This is a genomic window from Streptomyces sp. Q6 (assembly GCF_036967205.1).
Classification (GTDB): Bacteria; Actinomycetota; Actinomycetes; order Streptomycetales; family Streptomycetaceae; genus Streptomyces; species Streptomyces citrinus.
Genome location: NZ_CP146023.1, coordinates 123,372 through 142,664, shown reverse-complemented (window position 1 = coordinate 142,664; position 19,293 = coordinate 123,372). Strand labels below are relative to the sequence as shown.

Genomic DNA, 19,293 nt, shown 5'->3' with positions numbered 1-19,293 from the left:
CGGCGGAGGCTTCCATGCGGGTACGCGAGGGCCGGGAGAATGGGTCACTGCGCGTCGAGTTGCTCGACGACAGCGGCGAGCCGGTCGAAGTGGTCTGCGGCTTCCTGCGGTTCCTTGCGGCGCGGGACTGCTCGCCGAACACGCTGGTCTCCTACGCCTACGACCTGCGGCACCTGTGGCTCTTCTTCGCCGGCAGCGGGCTGAGCTGGGAGCGCTTCGGCCCTCCGGACTCGATCGCGCTGCTGAAGTACCTGCGGTCGGTACCGTCCCGGCGTCCGCGTCGGCGGATGACCCTGTCGGTGGTGACCGTGGACGCCGACGGGCCGGCGACCAAGCTCGCGGCGAGCACGGTGAACCGGATCCTGGCGGCGGTGTCCTCGTTCTATGAGTACGCGATCCTGTCGGGGCTGCTGGAGCGGGCCAACCCTTTGGAGAAGCGGCAGGACCCGGCGCTCACCCGGGTCTCCGAGCGGCACCGCCCTTTCATGGGCCGGGCCAGCCGCCAGCGACCTGTCCGCCGGGCCGTGCGCGTCAAGACCGTGCAGCGGGTGCCCCGCCCCCTGTCTGATGACCAGGTCCAGGCCCTGCTTGCACAGCTTCGGGGCCTGCGTGACAAGGCGATCGTCCTGCTGATGCTCCATGGCGGCCTGCGGCCCGGCGAAGTCCTCAGCCTGCACCTGGACGACCTGGCCTACGGCCGACGGCGGGTGACGGTCCGTCACCGTGACGACCATCCCAAGGGCGCCCGGTCGAAGTCGCGCTACGAACGGGTCGTCGACCTGCACGAGGCCGAGACCCTGGCCACGGTCAGCGCCTACGTGATGGGAGAGCGTCCCGCCGACGCCGACAGCCGGCTGGTGTTCCTGATCGGCGGGCGCGGCACCAGCCGGCTGGAGGCGTTGAGCTACGACGGCCTGGTGCGGATGTTCTCCCGGGCCTGCACGCGGGCCGGGATCCGCGAGCCATGGGTGACCCCGCACGCCCTACGCCACACCCACGCGACTAGCATGTGGGAGGGCGGCATGCGGGAACTGACGCTGCAGAAGCGACTCGGTCACGCCTCTCCCGAATCGACACGTATCTACACCCGGGTCTCCGACCCGGCCGTCGTCACCGACTACCACAAGGCACTCGACCAGCTCGGCCGCGGCGGAGCCGACACGTGAGGGCCGGAACAGTCTCCACCGCAGCCCAGCTCGCGGTGCCCCCGCAGCGCGTTTGGCGCCTGGCGAGGCACTGCCCCGAGGCCGACTACCTCGCGTTCGTGGACGGGCAGGACATCCACCCGGGCTACCGCGGCGCCAAGCTGCGGCACTACCGCGTGTTCATGCAGCGCTGGCCGAACATGACCGACTGGTTCGCCGCCCCACTGGTGGAACGGGTCGGCCGACTGCCTGGCGAACCGCACACGGCACCGTCCTTCCCGGTCTCCTTCCGGGCCCGCCCCTACCTGCTGTTCCTCGCCCTGCGTGGGCACATCGCGTTCGACTACCCGTGGATGCTGGGCGCCGGGCAGCTGCGGGTCATCGACCCGGCCGCCGAGATGGGCATCGACTTGGGCACCGGCGCCCTGATCGAGGAAGCCATCGCGCTCGGATACGCCGCAGGCTCGGCCAGGCAGGCGATGAACTGGACGGTCAGCCGGATCGCCCTGCACGCCGGCCTGTCGCGCGCCGAGGACATCACCGAGGAGCACATCGCCGAAGCGCTCGAAGGCGTCCGGCTGTTCAGCGAACGCGAGGACCTGCACCGCTTCTACCCGTCGGCGCAGAGCTACCGCGACAACGCCTCCAAGCAGTGGGTGACCCATCTGCACCAGTTGCAGGTCGTGCTGTTCCACCGCGGCCAGGTGGCCGCCCAGCCGCGCAAGCTGATGCCGTCGTGGAAGCCGCCGATGGACCTGCCGCCGCGCATGCTGGCGGTCGCCCAGAAATGGCTGGCGGCCCGCAAACTGACCGACGCTCCGTCGACGGTGGACAAGCTGGAGCTCGCCGTGCGCGTGTTCGGCGTCTGGCTCGGCGAGAACCATCCCGAGATCACCACCTTCGCCGATGTCACCAGGGAGCACTGCCTCGGCTGGATCGGCCACATCGCCCAGGCCCCGACGGAGAGGACCGGTAAGCCGCTGGGCGTGATGTCGCGGATCCAGCGGATCTCCGGACTCTCCCAGTTCTTCCGCGACACCGCCGTCTGGCAGTACGCCAACGTGCCCGGCCACACCCTCATCGGCGCGGGCGACGCACCCAAGTACCCCCAGAAGGTGCCCCGCTTCATCCCCGACCACGAACTCGACAAGCTGATGCCGGCCATCGAGGCGCTCGACTGCCCATTCCAACGCGCCGCCCTACTAGTGGCCCGCTGGTCCGGAGCCCGCCGCACCGAGATCCAGCGCCTACCGATCGACTGCCTGGACCGCTACCCCGACGGCACCCCGCGGCTGCGGCTGTCGGGACGCAAGACCTACCGCGAGCGGGTCGTCCCGCTGCACGAGGACGCCGCCACCGCCCTGCAGACCGTCATCGATCTGCGGAAGAACGCGCCCGAGCGTCCGTTCACCGACGAGCGCACCGGCGAGGAGATCCGCTACCTGTTCATGAGCCACGGCAAGCTGCTGTCGACCTATTACCTGTTTGAGACGCCGATCCAGGACGCCTGCAGAGCTGCCGGACTGGTCCGTCCGGGCGGTCGCGGCGGTACCGGACGCGGAACCGTCTCCGCCCACCGGTTCCGCCACACGGTCGGGACCCAACTCTCTGAACGTGGTGCGAAGCTGCACACCATCATGAAGGTGCTTGGGCACACCTCAGTGAGCATGGCACTCGTCTACGCGCAGGTCAGCGACCAGGAAGTGCTGCGTGACTACCGCGCGGTCCTCGGCCCCGGCGCGACAATCGCCGGGCCGGCCGCTGAGGAGCTGAGAACGGGCGCGCTGCCGGACACCTCGATCGACTGGCTCAAGACCAACTTCTTCAAGACCGAGCTCGAACTCGGCCGGTGCCTACGTCTGCCTGCCGAGGGCCCCTGCGAGTGCGACCTCTACCTGGCGTGCGCCAAGTTCGTCACCACACCCGACTATGCACCACGGCTACGGACGCGCCGCCGAGTCGAGCAGACCCTCGCCCTGGACGCAGCCCAGCGCGGCTGGGACCGGGAAGTCGAACGACACCGCTGCACCAGCCAGCGCATCGAGAAGCTGCTGGCCGACCTCAACGAACCCTTCGAGGATCCGAACGCACCCGAGGTCGATCAACTTGAATCCTCTCTCTAGACCCCGCCCTCAGCGATTACTCCCCAGCTCGCTCCCGTGCCTGTTCCAGAAGCACACCCATGTGCGAGACCTCGTCCGGCTCCAGCTGCTCAGCTGCTGCGGGCGTGTCCAGGATGAGCTGGATCCCGTCCGCGACAACCTTGGCGGCTGCCGGATCGGAGGCGGTGTCGTCCGGCAGCACGATCCCAGTCAGATTGGGCCGGTCACCCTCGGCCAGCGCACTGGCATCGGCCTGAACAGCAGCCCCCCTGGTCTGGGCGAACTGGAGGAGTTCGATCAGATAAGCGGCCGGCGAAGTGGTCGCCTCGATGGCACCGGGTAGTGCGTTGGAGTCCCAGCTCGGGCTGAACTGGCTCTCGAAGGTCGGGCCCTCAACGAGTCCCACGGGATGCCTCCAGAAGTATGTGCGCTGACTGCGCGAGTATCCCGAACCCTCGCCGCCCTGGGCGGCACTTCCGCGAAACCGATGCCCTTCGTGTCGGGGTACAGGTTCATTGGCACAGCCGGATGCAGTCTGACGTGCCCAGTGGCCCCAGCCCAGTGCTCAGTCGCAGGCCGTCACAGTCAGCGGCCAGCTGTGAACCACTGGTCGACTTGAACAGACTCTCTGACGCCCTAAACGACAAACCGAAGGATGATCGACTTGAACTGTCCACATAAACTCCGACATGGTGTTCGGCCTGTTCAAGATCCTCGGCTACAACTTCAGTCCGCGGTTCCGCGACCTGGACGACCAGCGGTTCTGGCGGGCCACGATGCCCGGCGTCGAGACTGGCACCTACGGTGCGGTGGAGGACCTGGCCCGCAACCGCGTGAACCTGAACAAGGTGATCACGCACTGGCCGGACATGCTGAAGGTCGCCGGTTCCCTGGTCACCAACCAGGTCCGCGCCTACGACCTGCTGCGCATGTTCGGCCGCGACGGCCGCCCGACCCCGCTCGGGGCGGCGTTCGCCGAGTACGGGCGGATCGCCAAGACCGAGCACCTGCTGCGCGTGGTCGACCCGGTGGACGACACCTACCGCCGCCAGATGAACCGGCAGCTCACCGTGCAGGAGTCCCGCCACAAGCTGGCCAGGGACGTGTGCCACGGCAAGCGCGGCACCATCCACCAGGCGTACCGCGACGGGATGGAGGACCAGCTCGGCGCGCTCGGCCTGGTCCTCAACGCCATCGTGCTGTGGACCACGAAGTACATCGACGCCGCCGTCGCCCAGCTCCGCGCCGAGGGCCACGAGATCCGGGACGAGGACATCGCCCGCCTCTCCCCGCTCAAGCACCGCAACCTGAACCTGTTGGGCAGGTACAGCTTCACCGCCTCCACCCCGTCCGGCGGCGGTCTGCGCCCGCTGCGCGACCCGGACGCGGCGGGTCTCGACGACGACGAGGAGGCCGGGGAGTAGGACCGCGCCGGGGAGCGTATGGGCGGGAGTCAGGGGGCCAGCAGCGGTCCGAAGGTCTGCGCGGCAAGCTTCTCCGCGTCCTGCTGGCCGACGATCCGGCCGGGAACCGAGGGATGCTCCTTCGCCCAGGTGCGGGCGGCGTTGTCGCTGGTGAAGAAGTTCAGTGCGTCGCAGCAGGTGGTGGCCGCCGGGCCGCCGCCGGGCCGCTGTCCGACGAACACCACGGCGTCCGCCGGCTCCCAGGTCATCAGCCCGCCGTCAGCGGTGACGGTGACCGCCTCTTCGGTGACCGGGTCGAGGGAGGTGATCACCGCGTCCCGGCCGAGCATCGGCGGGATGCCGAGCGCGTCGATCGCGCACATCGACCACACCTCGGCGCCTCCCTCGATCCGTACCCGGTGCCGGGTCGGTACAGCGGAGAACGGGTACGCGGCGCGGATACGGCCCTGCTCGTCCAGCGTCAGGAAGTCCTCGCGGGCCAGATCCTCCAGCACCTGCCCGGCCGTCCGGCCCGTTGAGGCGGCGGCCGTCGCCAGCTCGCCGGGCTCCGGAGCGATGCCGGTGGCGGCGAAGTGCCGCAGGACAGCCTGGTGCACCGCACGCAGTCCCCGCTCCGCCGGTGCCCGCCGCCCCCGGCCGCCCCGGCCGACCACAGCGAATCCTTCGCTCTCGCAGCAGTCACCCACGACGACGGACTGCGCCATGTCTGCGCCAGAGAGGGCCTGGCGCAGGGCGGCCACGCTCGGCGCCCCGGACACCGTGCCGTCCGCGTCCCGGTACAGGCGGCAGGACACACTCGGAGCTGCCCCGGTCGGGGCGAAGGGATCCACGCCGTCGAGCAGGACGGTCGGCGAGCCGGTCATGCCCCAGCGCGCGGCCTCGGCCTCGTCACACACCTCGACCAGTTCCACCTCCGCCGCCCGGCCGTCCAGCGCGGCAGCGATCCGCTCCTGTGCGAGGGGCACGTTCGGGCAGTCGGGAACCGTCAGTACGGTGATGCGCATGGCGCGTCCTTCCAGGTCGGAGTCTGTGCCCCGACGCTAGACCTTCCAGTGCACTGGAAGGTCAAGGCGTAGCCTGGAGCCATGCGCATCGGGGACCTCGCGACCGCCAGCGGACTGACCGCCAAGACCATCCGCTTCTACGAGCAGGCCGGACTCCTGCCCGAGCCGCCCCGCACCACGGGCGGTTACCGCGACTACGACGGCGACGCAGCGGGCCGGCTCGCCTTCATCCGCGACGCCTAGGGCGCCGGCCTCACCCTCGCCGAGATCCGCTCCATCCTCGCCCTGCGCGACGACGGCGAATCCCCCTGCGGCCACGTCACCGCACTGATCGGCCAGCACCTCGCCGACATCGAACGCCGCCTGACGGCACTCCGCACCACCCGCGCCGCCCTGCGCGAACTGGCCCAGCGGGCATCCCAGACCGACCCCGACACCTGCGGCTCGAACGGAATCTGCACCATCCTCTCGCCGCACTGACGGCACTCCGCACCACCCGCGCCGCCCTGCGCGAACTGGCCCAGCGGGCATCCCAGACCGACCCCGAAACCTGCGGCTCGAACGGAATCTGCACCATCCTCTCGCCGCACTGACGGCACCACGCCCGCTCTCACAAACGACCAGTTGCGAGAGTTCTGCGAGAGACCCGGAGTCGATCACGTATCCCCAGGTCGCCATTCGCAGAACCCCTCTCAAAACCAAGGCGTTGTGCGAGACAGTTCTGACAGACTGCGCGGGTGGATCTGACGCCCGATCAAGCCGCAAACGCGGTAGAACGAAACGACTGTCCGAAGTGTGAGGTCCCGGCGGGCAGCGCCTGCCGGACCCGCAGTGGGAAGTGCGCGACGAAGTACCACACCGCCCGCTTCATCCTCGTGCCCGCGCTCCGCGAGGAACTCGACGTCCTCGTGCCGGAGGACCGCGGCCCGGGACGCACCTGGAAGCAGGGCCCGCCCGTGGAGGCGGCGCCGGCCGCCGCGGCGGCCAAGCCGATCCGGATCGGCTACGCCCGCTGCTCGACCGCGAGCCAGGAACTCGCCTCCCAGCGCGCCGCGCTCGAACCGGTCTGCAAGCGGATCTTCTCCGAGAAGATCTCCACCCGGATCAAGACCCGGCCCGAGCTGGAGAAGGCCCTCAAGCTGGCGTACGACATCAAGGAGGCCGCCCCCGACCAGGAGGTCATCCTCACCGTCCACGAGCTCAAGCGCCTGGCCCGCAACGCCGCCGAGCTGATGACTCTCTCCGGCCAGCTCCAAGACGCCGGCGTGCAGCTCGAACTCCTCACCGGCCCGCTCACCGGCATCTACGACCCCAACGGCATGGGCGCCATGTTCTTCGCCGTGCTCGCCGTCGCCGCCCAGCTCGACCGCAACTACATCCGCGAGAAGACCCTGGAGGGCCAGCAGGCCGCCGCCGCCAAGGGCAACCACGGCGGACGCCCCAAGGTCATCGACGACGACATGCTCACCTTCGCCGTCGCGCTGAAGAACAAGGGCGTCCCCGTCCCCGACATCGCGAAGAAGCTGACGATCAAGACGGGCAAGAACGCTGGGCGCCACCCCTCGGTCGCCTCGCTGTACCGGGCCCTCGCCGAGGCCGAGGACGACACCATGGCGGATGACGCACAGGTCATCGGCCCCCGCCGCCCGGTCCGCGCCCGCATCACCGAGCCCGGCAGCGGCACCGACGTGGAGCTGATGGAACGGCTCACCGCGCAGGTCCTCGGCGGCGACACCGTGCTGGACGACCTGGCCCGTCAGGCGCAGGACCGTTCCGACGACGTAGTGGCCCAGCTGCTCGCACAGGCCCGCGACAGAGACGCCTGACCGGCCCCGGCCCGCACCGAGCTATCTCCAGGTCAGATCCATGATCGTTCTCACCGATAACCGCTGTACCGATGTTCCCCGAGGCCGGTGTCCTACCTGACCACCCGTGAAGAGGTCGACCTCGACCGCATCGGCCTGCTCGGCGTCTGTGCTTCCGGCGGCTACTCGCTGGCCGCCACCGGTGGGGACCACCGCGTCAACGCCGTTGCCACCGTGTCCACCGCCGAGCCGGCCCGCCAGTTTCGCTTCGGTGCCGACGGCTCTCAGGACCCGGCGGTCTTCCAGGCCCTCCTGGACGCCGCCGCTCAGGCCCGCAGCCGTGCCGCCCGTGGCGAGGACCCCGGTGTGCTGACGATGTTCCCCGAGACCGCCGAGGAGGCGGGCGCCCTGGGGGGCGAGCACGGCATTGAGGGCTGGGAGTACTACTGCGGCGCCCGCGGCTATCACGAGCGCTCCGCGAAGTTCCTCACCTGGGACAGCGTCGACAAGATGGCATCCAGCGACGTCTTCCGCTCGGTCCCGCTCATCGGCCCCCGCCCGATCCTTCAGATCATCGGCGAGCGGGCGGTCACTGCCTGGATGGCTACCGAAGCCCACCAGGCCGCCACCGGCCCCAAGGAGCTCCACCGCATCCCCGGCGCCAGCCACGTCGACCTCTACGACAAGCGCGAGTTCATCGATCCCGCCGTCGACAAGCTCGCCGACTTCTTCACAAGCCACCTGGCGAAGTGACCGACGGCGGGTCACTTCGCCTGCAACGGCCCCGCGAAGGACTTGCGCAGCGACCCGGGGGCGACGAGCGGCAGCAGGGCGGCGAGCATCTTGCCCTTGACTGTGCTGGGCTGCCGCGTCAGTTCGACGTCGACCCGGGTGCCCGCGCCCTGCGGCGTCATCCGGAAGACCCAGCCGCCGCCGGCGCCGAAGAGCTTCGAGTCGAGCGTGGTGATGGTGACGGTGTCACCGGCCGGCTCCCACTCGTAGCGGGCCCGCTCCCAGGCCGCGGCGGTCCCTTCGGTGACCTCGGCCCAGGTGTCACCGAGGTCGTGGACCTCGAAGTGCGTGGCGTCGATCGTGGGCCAGGCCTCGGCCCGCGCGGGGCTGAAGTCGGTCAGTACCTGGAGCACGTCCTTCGGGGCGAGCTGGGAGACGAGGTGGATGCGTACGACTGCCATGGGATGTCCTCACTGAGAAATGGACCGGGAAGCACGTGACCAAAAGTAACCGCTCTGGCCGGTGACGAGAGGTTCCCAAAGGCGTGCGTCACCTGTCAAGATGGTTACTCTCAAAGGTAGTCAGGTCCCAGCCAGGAGGGTCACGTGAGACATGTGTTTCCCTGCGGGACGCCCGCTCTCGACTTCGTGGGCACCCTGCAGGAGCGACGAACGCCGGTCCCGATCGAGCGGATCGGCTCGCCCGCACTGCTCGACTCCTGGTTCGTCGAGGCCGGGTTGCTCGACCGGCGGCCTGGATCGGACCGATCCGACCTGCGCGCCGCGCTGGAACTGCGAGAAGCGATCTACGCGCTGCTCAATGCCCGGCTCACCGGCCGCCCACGGCCCGTCTGGGCAGTGATCGCGGTGAACCGGCAGGCCGCCGGGGTGCCCGTGGTGATGCGCCTGGACGCCGCGGGGATGAGCCGTTTCGGGAAGGCCGTCCAGGCTCTCACCGAACTCGCCCGCGAGGCCGTCGAGATCCTCGCCGGGCACGAAGCCACGCTGCTGCGCGAGTGCGGGCGCCCCGACTGCACCCACGTCTACCTCGACCGTTCCCGGGGCCGCCGCCGGGAGTGGTGCGCGATGCGTTCCTGCGGGAATCGCGTCAAGGCAGCCGCCCTGCGGGCACGCAGACGGGTGTGACACGTGCACGACGGCGCCGTTCCCGCCGAACACGTGTCACACCCGCTTACGCGATCCTGGACCGGGCCTGTCTCAGTTCCGGTTTTCGGCCTGGAACATCCAGCTCTGCTTCTCCAGGGCGGCGGTCAGGCCGATCAGCAGATCCTGCGTGACCGCGTCCGCCGGGCCAGTCGCCTCGATGCGTTCCCGCACCCGCTTGATGACCGCGGAGAACGCCTCGACCAGGGCCTCCACGGCATCGACGTCCTTCGTCCAGCCTGCCTTGAACGCGGGCAGCCCGCTGGTGGCGGCGACGGTACTGGCCCGACCGTCCGGGCTGACGCCGAGCGCGGCGGCACGCTCGGCCACCGTGTCGGCGTACTCGCGCGCGGTGGTGACTACCTCGTCGAGCTGTAGATGAATGGAGCGGAAGCGCGGCCCGTACAGGTTCCAGTGCGCCTGCTTGGCCACCAGTGACAGGTCGAGCAGATCCACCAGGGTTGCCTGGAGGGCGCTGCCCGCGATCTCGCGATCCTGGTCCGGCAATGGGCTGTTGATGACCGTCATGGGTGTGCGGTTCCTTTCCTGATGGTCGCCTGTGCCATCAGTCTGGAAGCCGCCGGCATGTCCGGGATCAGTCGTTTGACTGTCGGGGCCGCGGGACGAAGACCGCAGGGTTGGGCAGCGACTCCGCCTCGGCGTCGAGCTCCGTCAATTCGCCCTCGGTCAGCTCGCGTTCATCCAGCCAGGCGAGACCGACGACGGCCCGTACCGTGCCGTCCGCGCCGCGCACCGGCAGCGCGACGGCGGCCTTGCCATCCACGGCCCCGGCCCCCGGCTTGACCACGCCGCTGTCGTCCTCCTTGAGATTGCAGGTCTGGATCGGCCGGTCCTGCTCCCAGGCCAGGCCCGCCATGCCCTTGCCGAGCGGTATGCGCGCCGTGATCTTCTGGACCTTGGGCGGGATGTTGTGCGCTGCCGAGATGTGCAGCACGTCGTCCCGCACCACGTGGACAGTCCCGGCGACGGCCCCGTGGCGGTCGAGCAGATCGCGTAGCCAGGCGCTCGTCGACTCATCCGGCATGGTGGTCCTCGCCCTCCGGCAGGCCGAGGGTCCGGGCGATCTCCGGGACTCGCCCCGACCACGGAGTGGGCCTCATGGTGGCGCTGTCGAGGCGAACGACGGTACGGCTGCCGTGGGCGTATGTCACCTTTCCGTCGGCTGAACACACCCGGTAGCCCGCGGTGGCCGATGTGGTGCCCAGGCGCTGCATCCACAGGTGTACGGCATACTCGCCGACGCCGGCGACGGGGCGGTCGTAGGTGATGTCGAACGTTTTGGCGGCGTTGAAGCCGTCCCCTTCGATTCCGCTCGTGCCGCCCACGCCCTTGCTCCGCCAGAGCCACCCCCACGCCCGTTCGACCAGCACCTGGTAGTGACCGTTGTGCAGCAGGCCCATCTGGTCCAGGTCGTCGAAGTGGACGACCACAGGCATCAGAACGCCGACATCGGCACCTGGTGCGTCGGCGGTGACATGGGAGGTGGCGCTCATCGTTGCTCCTAAGGTCGTGTCATTCACCCGTAGGCAGACATGTGTGAACACATATGAACGAGGATAGCCTCACGCGGCGTCGCGGACGAACTCCGCGGCGCGCTCCGCGATCGCGTACACGGTCGCGTTGGTGTTATTGGACGGGATCGACGGGATGACGGAACCGTCCGCCACCCGCAGCCCCTCCAGCCCCCGCACCCGCAGCCTGGAGTCCACCACGGACACCTCGTCCTCGCCCAGCGCGCAGGTGCCGACGGGATGGCAGTAGGACGTCACGGAGGTGCGGGCGTACCAGGCGAGCGCCTCGGCACCGGTGACGTCCGGGCCCGGGGCGATCTCTTCGCCACCCCAGGGAGACAGCGCCGCGGACCGGGCGATCGTCCGCGCCGTCCCGATCCCGGACAGCACGGCGCGGACGTCCCGCTCGTCGGTGAGGTAGCCCGGGTCGAGCACCGGCCGCGCGTACGGGTCGGCGGAGGTGATCCGCAAGGTGCCCCGGCTGTACGGCCTGAGCGGCGAGACCCCGATGGTGAAGCCGTTCTCCACGGGGGCCACCGGGTTCGGGAAGGGGACGTCGACGAAGATGATCTGCAGATCGGGTCCGTCGAGTTCGGGCGTGCTGCGCAGCAGACCGATGATCTCGCCGTGGTTGCCGCGCGACGCGGGCACCGTACGGCTGGCGCTGTGGACGATGTTGATGAGGGGGTGGTCGTGCAGGTTGCTACCCACGCCGGGCAGCTCGTGGAAGAGCTCCACACCGGCCTTGCGCAACTCCCACGCGGGGCCGATGCCCGAGCGCAGCAGCAGCTGGGCGGAGCCGATGGTGCCGGCGGCGAGGACGACCTCGCCTGCAGCTCGCACGGTGAAGACACGGCCGTCGACACCGAATTCGACGCCCGTGCAGCGCCGGCCGTCGAACAGCAGCCGGTGGGCTGTCGCCCCCGTGACGACGTCCAGGCCGGTGCGGCCGAGGGCGGGGGTGAGGTAGGCATCGGCGGCGCTCTGCCGCTGGCCGTCGACGATGTTCAGGTCGACCGGGGCGAAGCCCTCCTCCAGGCCGCCGCTGATGTCGTGTGCCCGGCGCTGTCCCGTCTCGACCGCGCCGTCGAGGCAGGCGAGCAGGACCTCGTTGGGCGCTGCCATCGGGGCGACGGTCAGCGGGCCGCTGGTGCCACGCCCCGGGGCGCCGCTGACTGCCGTCTCAGTGCGCTGGAAGTAGGGCAGGAGGTCGTCGAAGGCCCAGCCCTTGGCGCCGTGGGCGCTCCAGTCGGCGTAGCTGGTGTGGTGGCCGCGGGCGAAGACCATGGCGTTGATCGACGAGGAACCCCCGAGTCCCTTGCCGCGCGGGAGGAAGACGCGGGGACCGGGCTCGTGGAGGGCGGAGCCGGAATGCTGGGGGACGGTGGTGTCGCCCCAGTTGGCCGACGTTTCGCCCAGGGCGGGCCAGGCTGGCGGGTGGGCCATGAACTCCGGCATGTCGGCCGCGGCGGCGCCGGCTTCCAGGAGCAGGACGCGGACGTCGGCCTCTTCGGTGAGTCGGGCGGCGAGGACGCAGCCGGCCGAGCCACCGCCGACGACGATCACGTCGTACGCCTGGTTCGCGACATACTCCGGGTCGGCAGCGGACGGGGAACTTGCTGAGTGCTGACGGTCCATGGCTGTGAAGCTCCTTCGATATACCCACATGCGAGTTAGACGTGTCGGCGATGCGCCATCAAACGTATCACCGATCGAACCAGTGATACGTATGTACTGATACCGTCGATTCATGACGACGGAGACACGTGCGGACATGGAACACCACGGCCTCACGGCGCGGCGGAGAATCATCCTGGCCGCCGCCAGGCTGCTGGAGGAGGACGGCCTGGCGGCGGTGTCGACCCGGGCCGTCGCCACCGCTGCCGACGTACCGGCGCCGTCGATCTTCCGGCTCTTCGGTGACAAGGACGGGTTGCTGGAGGAAGTGGCGGACCACGGATTCAAGCGCTATCTGGAGGTGAAGGCCGAACTGCTCTCCGGCGACGACCCGGTCCAGGCGCTGCGGGACGCGTGGGATCTGCACATCCGCTTCGGGCTCGAACACCCCGGTTACTACGGGCTCGTCTACGGGAAGGTCCGCCCCGGCCATCTGCCGCGGGCCGGACAGCGGGCCGTCGCCGGTCTGCGCGGCATGATCACCCGGGTCGCCGCGGCCGGTCGGCTGCGGATGAGTGTCGAATGTGCCACCGAGGTCATGCACTCCGTCGGAGTGGGCACGACCATCACGCTGCTGAGCCTGTCCGAGGACGTCCGGGACCTGCGGACCTCCGAGGTCGCCCGCGAGATGGTGATTGACACGCTCACGCTCCCGGCGCCGAGGGACCCGGGCGACGCCGCCCTGCCGAGCCGCGCCATGTCCCTGCGCACCGTGCTCGACGAGGACGCCACCGCGCTCCTGAGCCCCGGCGAGCGGACCCTGCTGGGGGAGTGGCTCGACCGGCTGGCGGATGGCGACCGGAGGATGCGGGGAGGACGGTCGTCAGCCTGAGTCCCGCTGTCGCAGCGCGTTCCGCGGAGCCACGCGGAAGGCGATGACGAGCCTGGGACTGCGGTCGTCCGGATGCCGCCCCTTGCACGCCCGCTCGGCGCGGGCCGTCGACTCCGGCGCCGAGTGGCTGACGCCCGCCTCGAACTCGGCTTTCAGACCCCCGGTATGCGCGGTCGTCGTCGCCGTGGGCGTAGGCGACGAGGCCGAGTTCTCGCGCCGCGGCACGTTCAGCAGGTTCGCCATGACATGTGAACGGTGAGTGATGCCGGAGTACGCCCCTCGTTTCGTCACCGGCTTGACAGGTGACGCGATGCGGGCGCAGGCTGGCAGTGGTCCCGGCCGACGGGCCCGTTCACGATCGACGAAGTGGAGGCTGGCCATGAGCCAGGAAGCCACCATGGACACCGCCGCAGCGGTCAGGCGCGCACGCTTCGGCAAGCTGCCCGAGCGCATCCGACGCGAGGACATGATGGAAGAGGTGCAGTCCGGGCCGACCGGCGCAGTGAACACCTCGCCCGACGAGACGGCCGCGTACCGCACCTTCTCGTGTCTCGCCCTCGACATGGGGCTCTAAAGCCCTCGTAGCCCGTCAGAGCCCGCCCCTTGCGCGACAAGGTGCGGGCTTCCCGCTGTGAATTCGGCATTTCTGGCAGTCGGACGACCCAGCAGCCCTTACCGCCCCCGCCCCGCCCACGCAGTCATTCGACGGATGTGTGCTGAGTGCACGTTGCCGAACACTGATCAGGTACGTGCTCACACCCGACGAAAGGCAACCCGCATGCCCACCCTCGCGGACCACGTCATCGCCTCGCTCAAGGCATCCGGCGTGCACCGTCTCTATGGTCTGCCCGGCGACTCGCTCAACGGCCTGACGGACGCCATCCGCCGCGCGGACGGCGTCGACTGGGTCCATGTGCGGCACGAGGAGAGCGCCGCGCTCGCGGCGGCGGCCGAGGCTGGGCTGACCGGCGAGCTCGGCGTCTGCGTCGGCAGCTGCGGACCGGGCAATCTGCACCTGATCAACGGCCTCTTCGACGCCCAACGCAGCCGGGTGCCGGTCCTTGCCATCGCCGCCCAGATTCCCGGCAGCGAGATCGGCTCCGGCTACTTCCAGGAGACCCGCCCGCAGGAGCTGTTCGCCGAGTGCAGTGTCTACGCCGAGGTCGTCACCAGTCCCGAGAACGGGCCGCGCATCCTGGAGACGGCGATGCGCGCGGCCGTGGAACGCCGGGGAGTGGCGGTCGTCGTCGTGCCCGGCGAGAACTTCCTCGCCAAGACCGCCCGGGACCTCGCCCCCACCGTCGTACGCCCGACCCGGGCCGTCGTCCGCCCCGACGACGAGACACTCGCCGAGGCCGCCGAACTGCTCAACGCCGCCCAGCGGGTCACGATCCTCGCGGGCGCCGGCGCGGCCGGTGCGCACGACGACCTGGTCCGGCTCGCCGAGACCCTCAAGGCCCCGGTCGTGCATGCGCTGCGCGGCAAGGAGTACGTCGAGTACGACAACCCGTACGACGTCGGCATGACCGGCCTGCTCGGCTTCGCCTCCGGCTACAAGGCGATCGAGGAGGCCGACACCCTGCTCATGCTGGGCACCGATTTCCCCTACCGGCAGTTCTATCCGCGGGACGCCAAGGTGATCCAACTCGACCTGCGCGGCGAGCAGATCGGCCGCCGTACGCATGTCGACCTGCCGCTCGTCGGCAGCGTCCGGGACACCCTGCCCGCGCTGCTGCCCCTGCTCTCCGTCAAGACCGCCAAGCCCGCCCGCGACCACCTCGATGAGGCCCGCGCCCACTACACGCGCACCCGTAAGTCACTGGACGCGCTCGCCGTCAACGACCGTGAACGCACCCCCATCCACCCGCAGTTCGTCGCACGGACCATCGACCGGCTCGCGAACGAGGACACCGTCTTCACCGTGGACGTCGGTTCCCCGGTGGTGTGGGCGGCCCGCTATCTGACGTTCAACGGGCGCAGGCGGCTGCTCGGGTCGTTCAACCACGGCACGATGGCCAACGCCCTTCCGCACGCTGTCGGCGCGCAGGCGGCGTATCCGGGCCGTCAGGTCGTCTCGTTGTCCGGCGACGGCGGACTGACCATGCTCCTCGGTGAGTTGTTCACGCTGCGGCAGAACCGGCTGCCCGCCAAGATCGTCGTCTGCAACAACGGGTCGCTCAATTTCGTCGAGCTGGAGATGAAGGCCGCCGGCATCGTCAACTACGCGACCGAGCTGGACAATCCGCAGCTCGCCGAGGTCGCCACCGCGGTCGGGCTGTGGGCCCGCCGGGTTGAGCGGCCCGGCGATCTGGAGGACGCGCTGAAGAAGGCGTTCGCCCATGAGGGTCCGGCGTTGGTCGAGGTCATGACGGCGCGCCAGGAGTTGTCCGTGCCGCCCGCGGTCTCGGTGGAGCAGGCCAAGGGCTTCACCCTCTACGCGATCCGCACCGTCCTCTCCGGCCGCGGCGAGGAACTGCTCGACCTGGTGACCACCAACGTGGCCCGCCGCATCCTGCGCTGACACGCGCTGCTTCGGGCGACCGAGCAGCCCCATTAAACGGTTGCCTAAAGCAATGAAATAGACGAGACGCAACAGGAGACACATGTGGCCGACAGAGCCCAGTACGAGGAGCTGACCCGCCGGCTGAGCGCCGTCGGCGTCGTACGACGACAGCTGGACCGGACCCTACCCGGCGGTTGCTCCAGCGGCACCGCCGTGGTGCTGGCGCTGCTCGGCCGCGACGGCGACCTGTGCATCAGCAGGCTCGCCGAACTGCTCGGCGTCGACATGTCGGTCACCAGCCGTCACGTGGCCCACCTGGCCGAGCGGGGCTGGATCGACCGCAGCCCCGACCCCGCCGACCGGCGCTCGCGCATCCTGCGCCTGACCCCCGAGGGGCGGGACCGGCTGGCCGAACTGTCCGACCGTGCCGCCGAGTTGCTTGCCGTGCGGCTGAGCGACTGGAGCGAGGCGGACGTACGCCGGCTCACGGCGCTGCTGTCCCGGCTCCGGGCGAGCTTCGACGACGCCTCCACCCGTATCCCCGCACTCACCCTGTAAGGACGAGAAACCCCATGACCACCACCCCCAGGGCCGGCGTACCGGCCGACCGGACACGGACGGCGGACAACGCCGTACCGATGACCCACCCGCAGATCATGCGGGCGCTCTCCGGGCTGCTGCTCGGCCTGTTCGCCGCCATCCTGTCCTCGACCGTCGTCACCAACGCGCTGCCCAGGATCATCGGCGACCTCGGCGGCGGCCAGAGCGCCTACACCTGGGTCGTCACCTCGTCCCTGCTGGCGGTCACCGCCTCAACGCCCCTGTGGGGCAAACTCGCCGACCAGTTCAGCAAGAAGATCCTGGTCCAGTCGGCGCTGACCATCTACGCCGTCGGGTCGCTCGTCGCCGGTCTCGCGCCGAACCCCGCGACACTGATCACCGCACGTGTCATCCAGGGCCTCGGCGGCGGCGGTCTGTCCGCGCTCTCCCAGATCGTCCTGGCGGCGATGATCGCCCCGCGGCAACGCGGCCGCTACTCCGGCTACCTCGGCGCGACCTTCGCCGTCGCCACCGTCGGCGGCCCGCTCCTCGGCGGGGTCATCACCGACACCAGCTGGCTCGGCTGGCGGTGGTGCCTGTTCGTCGGCATCCCCTTCGCGATCGTCGCCCTGGTCGTGCTCCAGCGGACACTGAACCTCCCGGTGACCAAGCGGAAGGCCAAGGTCGACTGGGCGGGCGCGTTCTTCGTCACCGCGGCCGTCTGCACCCTGCTGATCTGGGTCACCTTCGCCGACGATAAGTACGCCTGGTTGTCCTGGCAGACGTACACGCTGGTCGGCGCCTCGCTCGTGCTCGGCCTTGTTTTTCTGTACGTCGAGACGAAGTCGAGCGAACCGATCATCCCGCTGCGGCTGTTCCGCAACCGCACCATCGCCCTCGCCTCGCTCGCCTCACTGTTCGCCGGCGTCGCTCTCTTCGCGGGCACCGTCTTCTTCAGCCAGTACTTCCAACTGGCCCGCGGCGACTCCCCGACCAAGTCCGGCCTCATGACGATCCCGTTCATCGCCGGCCTGTTCATCGCCTCCACGGTCTCCGGCCGGTACATCACCCGCACCGGGAAGTGGAAGGGCTGGCTGCTGGCGGGCGGTGTGCTGCTGACGGCCGGGCTGGCGCTGCTGGGCATGCTCCGCTACGACACCTCGTACCTGTTCATCGCGCTGTGCATGGCGCTGATGGGCCTCGGCGTCGGCATGACCCTGCAGAACCTCGTGCTGTGCACCCAGAACCAGGTGTCCCCGGATGACCTGGGCGCCGCCTCCTCCACGGTGACCTTCTTCCGCTCCCTCGGCGGCGCGGTCGGCGTCTCGGTGCTCGGCTCCGTCCTCACCACCCGGATCGGCCACTACGCGCGCGAGACCCTCACCCAACTCGCCCCGCAGGACCGGGCGACCGCCGCGAAGACCTCCGGTGGCGGCCGGCTGCCCGACCTCGCCCTGCTCCCCACCCCGGTCCGCACCTGGCTGGAGGGCGCCTACGGCCACGCCATCGGCAACATCTTCATGTACGTCGCGCCGATCGCCCTGATCTCCTTCCTGGTGACCCTCTTCATCAAGGAGGTCCCGCTGCGCACCGCCGGCGCCCTTGCACAGACGGGCCAGGAGACGGCGATCGCCGGTGCCCCGGCCGGTGATCCGCAGGAAACGGCCCTGGCCGTCGAAGCGGACGCGGGGAACACAGCCGCCGGCACGACCGGTAGGCAGGACAGTGCCTGATGACCTCCGCCGACGGCCGCCGACGAGTTGATCGTCTCCCGTCGGCGGCCGGCCGCGGAACATTACACAATCCGCATGTGTACGTATGGGGGAGCGGCTCTGAAGATACGTGTTCAGGTCTCGCCGCATGAGGGCGCCCATGTACTTGGTGACCGCCCGGTCCTGAGGCGCACCTCGCGTGGGTTGCTGAGGTTGAACTCGTGAAGCCGCCGGGTGCTGCGCGCTCTTGATCGTTTCGTTACGCCGTCTCGACCCCGTCCGGGAACACCCCGGCTCGGCAGGTCCGGGCGTTGCCGCTTCAAAAATGCACAGGTAACCTGTACGATTTTGTGGTGGCCCTGAATGACAACCCATCGGCAAATCTGGCCCTGGAACTCGTCCGTACCATGGACCGTCTGCGCGGACGCATTCGCTCGGAGACAGGCATGGGTGCCAGCCCCTGGAGCCGAAGCCAACTGGCCGCGCTGCATCGCGTGGTCTATGGATCACCCGCCACGACGAGCGACCTGGCCGCTGCCGAGTACATGCGCCCGCAGTCCATGGCTCAGACCATCGGCATGCTGGAGCAGCACGGCCTGGTCGCGCGCAGGCCTGATCCCGGCGACGGCCGTCGCATGCTGATCACGGCCACCCCGCGCGGCCGGAAGGAAGCCGAGCGCTGGCTCGAGGCGCGGGAGGCATGGCTCACCGCCGCGATCGATCAGACCCTGACTGCCGAGGAGCGTGCGGGCCTGACTGCGCTGATGAGGATCATGGAGCGCCTGGCCGACTCGGACGTCCCCTCGGAGGCACGCCGGGGCCCCGGGCGGGCTTCCGACGTGTGAGCGACGTTCGTTGACGTCAGAGCGCAGCGCTGCGTCCTCGTATGCCTTCACGTCCTTTGGCTCGCTTGACGTCCCTTCGGCTTCAAGGCACGCCCGGAGCACGGCTCACCCCGCTCCATGGACCGCCATGACGTTGTTTGTGGGAGCGATAGGTGGTGTCGACCCCACGTCCGTCGTGTGAGTGAGCGAAAAATTCTCCGTCACACATATACAGGTCACCTGTTCAGGTTGCCTGTACTATTGACACATGGACATACGCAAGGCAACAGCTGCTTGT

The 19,293-nt window shown here is 69.5% G+C and carries 20 protein-coding genes and 2 pseudogenes; 14 read left to right on the top strand and 8 right to left on the bottom strand.

Features of this window, described 5'->3' with window-relative positions; genetic code table 11:
• Nucleotides 1-14 precede the first annotated feature (14 nt).
• Both V2W30_RS40245 and V2W30_RS40240 read left to right on the top strand, forming a co-directional pair.
• On the top strand, nucleotides 15-1,166 hold the full coding sequence (locus V2W30_RS40245) for a tyrosine-type recombinase/integrase (RefSeq protein WP_425244732.1): 1,152 nt from the start codon (nucleotides 15-17) through the stop codon (nucleotides 1,164-1,166).
• Nucleotides 1,163-3,268: a tyrosine-type recombinase/integrase gene (locus V2W30_RS40240; protein ID WP_338704125.1), complete on the top strand. Its 2,106-nt coding sequence runs from the start codon at nucleotides 1,163-1,165 to the stop codon at nucleotides 3,266-3,268. The genes V2W30_RS40245 and V2W30_RS40240 overlap by 4 nt, the downstream gene beginning before the upstream one ends.
• A gap of 16 nt (nucleotides 3,269-3,284) precedes the next feature.
• Here the strand turns inward: V2W30_RS40240 and V2W30_RS40235 are convergent, their stop codons facing one another.
• Nucleotides 3,285-3,653 (bottom strand): Tc toxin subunit A, encoded by a 369-nt coding sequence (locus tag V2W30_RS40235; protein ID WP_338704124.1) that lies wholly within the window; start codon nucleotides 3,651-3,653, stop codon nucleotides 3,285-3,287.
• Between the two features lie 277 nt (nucleotides 3,654-3,930).
• Here V2W30_RS40235 and V2W30_RS40230 point away from each other — a divergent pair.
• Nucleotides 3,931-4,671, top strand: a pseudogene (locus V2W30_RS40230) (Tn3 family transposase); the annotation flags it as partial.
• A 29-nt stretch (nucleotides 4,672-4,700) separates the two neighbouring features.
• On the opposite strand, the gene merB reads toward V2W30_RS40230, so the two are convergent.
• Nucleotides 4,701-5,675, bottom strand: coding sequence for an organomercurial lyase (gene merB / locus V2W30_RS40225; RefSeq protein ID WP_065848419.1), 975 nt, complete (start codon nucleotides 5,673-5,675; stop codon nucleotides 4,701-4,703).
• An 81-nt stretch (nucleotides 5,676-5,756) separates the two neighbouring features.
• Here merB and V2W30_RS40220 point away from each other — a divergent pair, with 81 nt between their 5' ends.
• From V2W30_RS40220 to V2W30_RS40205, 4 genes and pseudogenes are all read left to right on the top strand, one after another.
• Nucleotides 5,757-5,918, top strand: coding sequence for a MerR family DNA-binding transcriptional regulator (locus tag V2W30_RS40220; protein ID WP_338704121.1), 162 nt, complete (start codon nucleotides 5,757-5,759; stop codon nucleotides 5,916-5,918).
• Nucleotides 5,919-5,942: 24 nt separating this feature from the next.
• Entirely contained in the window at nucleotides 5,943-6,155 is a 213-nt protein-coding gene (locus V2W30_RS40215) for a MerR family DNA-binding protein (protein ID WP_338704398.1), read from the top strand.
• A gap of 257 nt (nucleotides 6,156-6,412) precedes the next feature.
• Complete coding sequence (locus V2W30_RS40210) at nucleotides 6,413-7,501, top strand: recombinase family protein (RefSeq protein WP_065848421.1); 1,089 nt, start codon at nucleotides 6,413-6,415, stop codon at nucleotides 7,499-7,501.
• A gap of 87 nt (nucleotides 7,502-7,588) precedes the next feature.
• A pseudogene (locus V2W30_RS40205) lies at nucleotides 7,589-8,233 on the top strand (alpha/beta hydrolase); the annotation flags it as partial.
• An 11-nt stretch (nucleotides 8,234-8,244) separates the two neighbouring features.
• Here the strand turns inward: V2W30_RS40205 and V2W30_RS40200 are convergent.
• The gene (locus V2W30_RS40200; RefSeq protein WP_338704120.1) at nucleotides 8,245-8,673 is read right to left on the bottom strand and encodes a hypothetical protein; all 429 of its coding nucleotides are present in this window, start codon (nucleotides 8,671-8,673) and stop codon (nucleotides 8,245-8,247) included.
• 144 nt (nucleotides 8,674-8,817) lie between these two features.
• On the opposite strand from V2W30_RS40200, the gene V2W30_RS40195 reads away from it, so the two are divergent.
• The gene (locus V2W30_RS40195; protein WP_338704119.1) at nucleotides 8,818-9,357 is read left to right on the top strand and encodes a CGNR zinc finger domain-containing protein; all 540 of its coding nucleotides are present in this window, start codon (nucleotides 8,818-8,820) and stop codon (nucleotides 9,355-9,357) included.
• A gap of 72 nt (nucleotides 9,358-9,429) precedes the next feature.
• Here V2W30_RS40195 and V2W30_RS40190 read toward each other — a convergent pair whose 3' ends face one another.
• The 4 genes from V2W30_RS40190 to V2W30_RS40175 all read right to left on the bottom strand — a co-directional run bounded on the left by V2W30_RS40190 (nucleotide 9,430) and on the right by V2W30_RS40175 (nucleotide 12,545).
• Nucleotides 9,430-9,903: a DNA starvation/stationary phase protection protein gene (locus V2W30_RS40190; protein WP_338704118.1), complete on the bottom strand. Its 474-nt coding sequence runs from the start codon at nucleotides 9,901-9,903 to the stop codon at nucleotides 9,430-9,432.
• 67 nt (nucleotides 9,904-9,970) lie between these two features.
• Nucleotides 9,971-10,420, bottom strand: a complete 450-nt coding sequence (locus tag V2W30_RS40185) for a GAF domain-containing protein (RefSeq protein ID WP_338704117.1) — start codon at nucleotides 10,418-10,420, stop codon at nucleotides 9,971-9,973.
• A complete protein-coding gene (locus V2W30_RS40180) occupies nucleotides 10,410-10,889 on the bottom strand; it encodes an acyl-CoA thioesterase (protein WP_338704115.1) in 480 nt (159 codons plus the stop codon). The genes V2W30_RS40185 and V2W30_RS40180 overlap by 11 nt, the downstream gene beginning before the upstream one ends.
• Before the next feature lie 69 nt (nucleotides 10,890-10,958).
• Complete coding sequence (locus tag V2W30_RS40175) at nucleotides 10,959-12,545, bottom strand: GMC family oxidoreductase (RefSeq protein ID WP_338704114.1); 1,587 nt, start codon at nucleotides 12,543-12,545, stop codon at nucleotides 10,959-10,961.
• 112 nt (nucleotides 12,546-12,657) lie between these two features.
• On the opposite strand from V2W30_RS40175, the gene V2W30_RS40170 reads away from it, so the two are divergent.
• On the top strand, nucleotides 12,658-13,416 hold the full coding sequence (locus V2W30_RS40170; protein ID WP_338704113.1) for a TetR/AcrR family transcriptional regulator: 759 nt from the start codon (nucleotides 12,658-12,660) through the stop codon (nucleotides 13,414-13,416).
• Here the strand turns inward: V2W30_RS40170 and V2W30_RS40165 are convergent.
• A complete protein-coding gene (locus V2W30_RS40165) occupies nucleotides 13,408-13,659 on the bottom strand; it encodes a hypothetical protein (protein ID WP_338704112.1) in 252 nt (83 codons plus the stop codon). The genes V2W30_RS40170 and V2W30_RS40165 overlap by 9 nt on opposite strands.
• Before the next feature lie 136 nt (nucleotides 13,660-13,795).
• On the opposite strand from V2W30_RS40165, the gene V2W30_RS40160 reads away from it, so the two are divergent.
• The 5 genes from V2W30_RS40160 to V2W30_RS40140 all read left to right on the top strand — a co-directional run bounded on the left by V2W30_RS40160 (nucleotide 13,796) and on the right by V2W30_RS40140 (nucleotide 19,016).
• Nucleotides 13,796-13,990 carry a hypothetical protein gene (locus V2W30_RS40160; RefSeq protein ID WP_338704111.1) on the top strand — a complete coding sequence of 65 codons (195 nt, stop codon included), beginning with the start codon at nucleotides 13,796-13,798 and terminating at the stop codon, nucleotides 13,988-13,990.
• A 204-nt stretch (nucleotides 13,991-14,194) separates the two neighbouring features.
• A complete protein-coding gene (gene poxB / locus V2W30_RS40155) occupies nucleotides 14,195-15,937 on the top strand; it encodes a ubiquinone-dependent pyruvate dehydrogenase (RefSeq protein WP_338704110.1) in 1,743 nt (580 codons plus the stop codon).
• An 84-nt stretch (nucleotides 15,938-16,021) separates the two neighbouring features.
• A complete protein-coding gene (locus V2W30_RS40150; RefSeq protein WP_338704109.1) occupies nucleotides 16,022-16,477 on the top strand; it encodes a MarR family winged helix-turn-helix transcriptional regulator in 456 nt (151 codons plus the stop codon).
• A gap of 14 nt (nucleotides 16,478-16,491) precedes the next feature.
• Nucleotides 16,492-18,192 carry an MDR family MFS transporter gene (locus V2W30_RS40145; RefSeq protein WP_425244731.1) on the top strand — a complete coding sequence of 567 codons (1,701 nt, stop codon included), beginning with the start codon at nucleotides 16,492-16,494 and terminating at the stop codon, nucleotides 18,190-18,192.
• 332 nt (nucleotides 18,193-18,524) lie between these two features.
• Entirely contained in the window at nucleotides 18,525-19,016 is a 492-nt protein-coding gene (locus tag V2W30_RS40140; protein WP_338704108.1) for a MarR family winged helix-turn-helix transcriptional regulator, read from the top strand.
• Nucleotides 19,017-19,293: the final 277 nt, after the last annotated feature.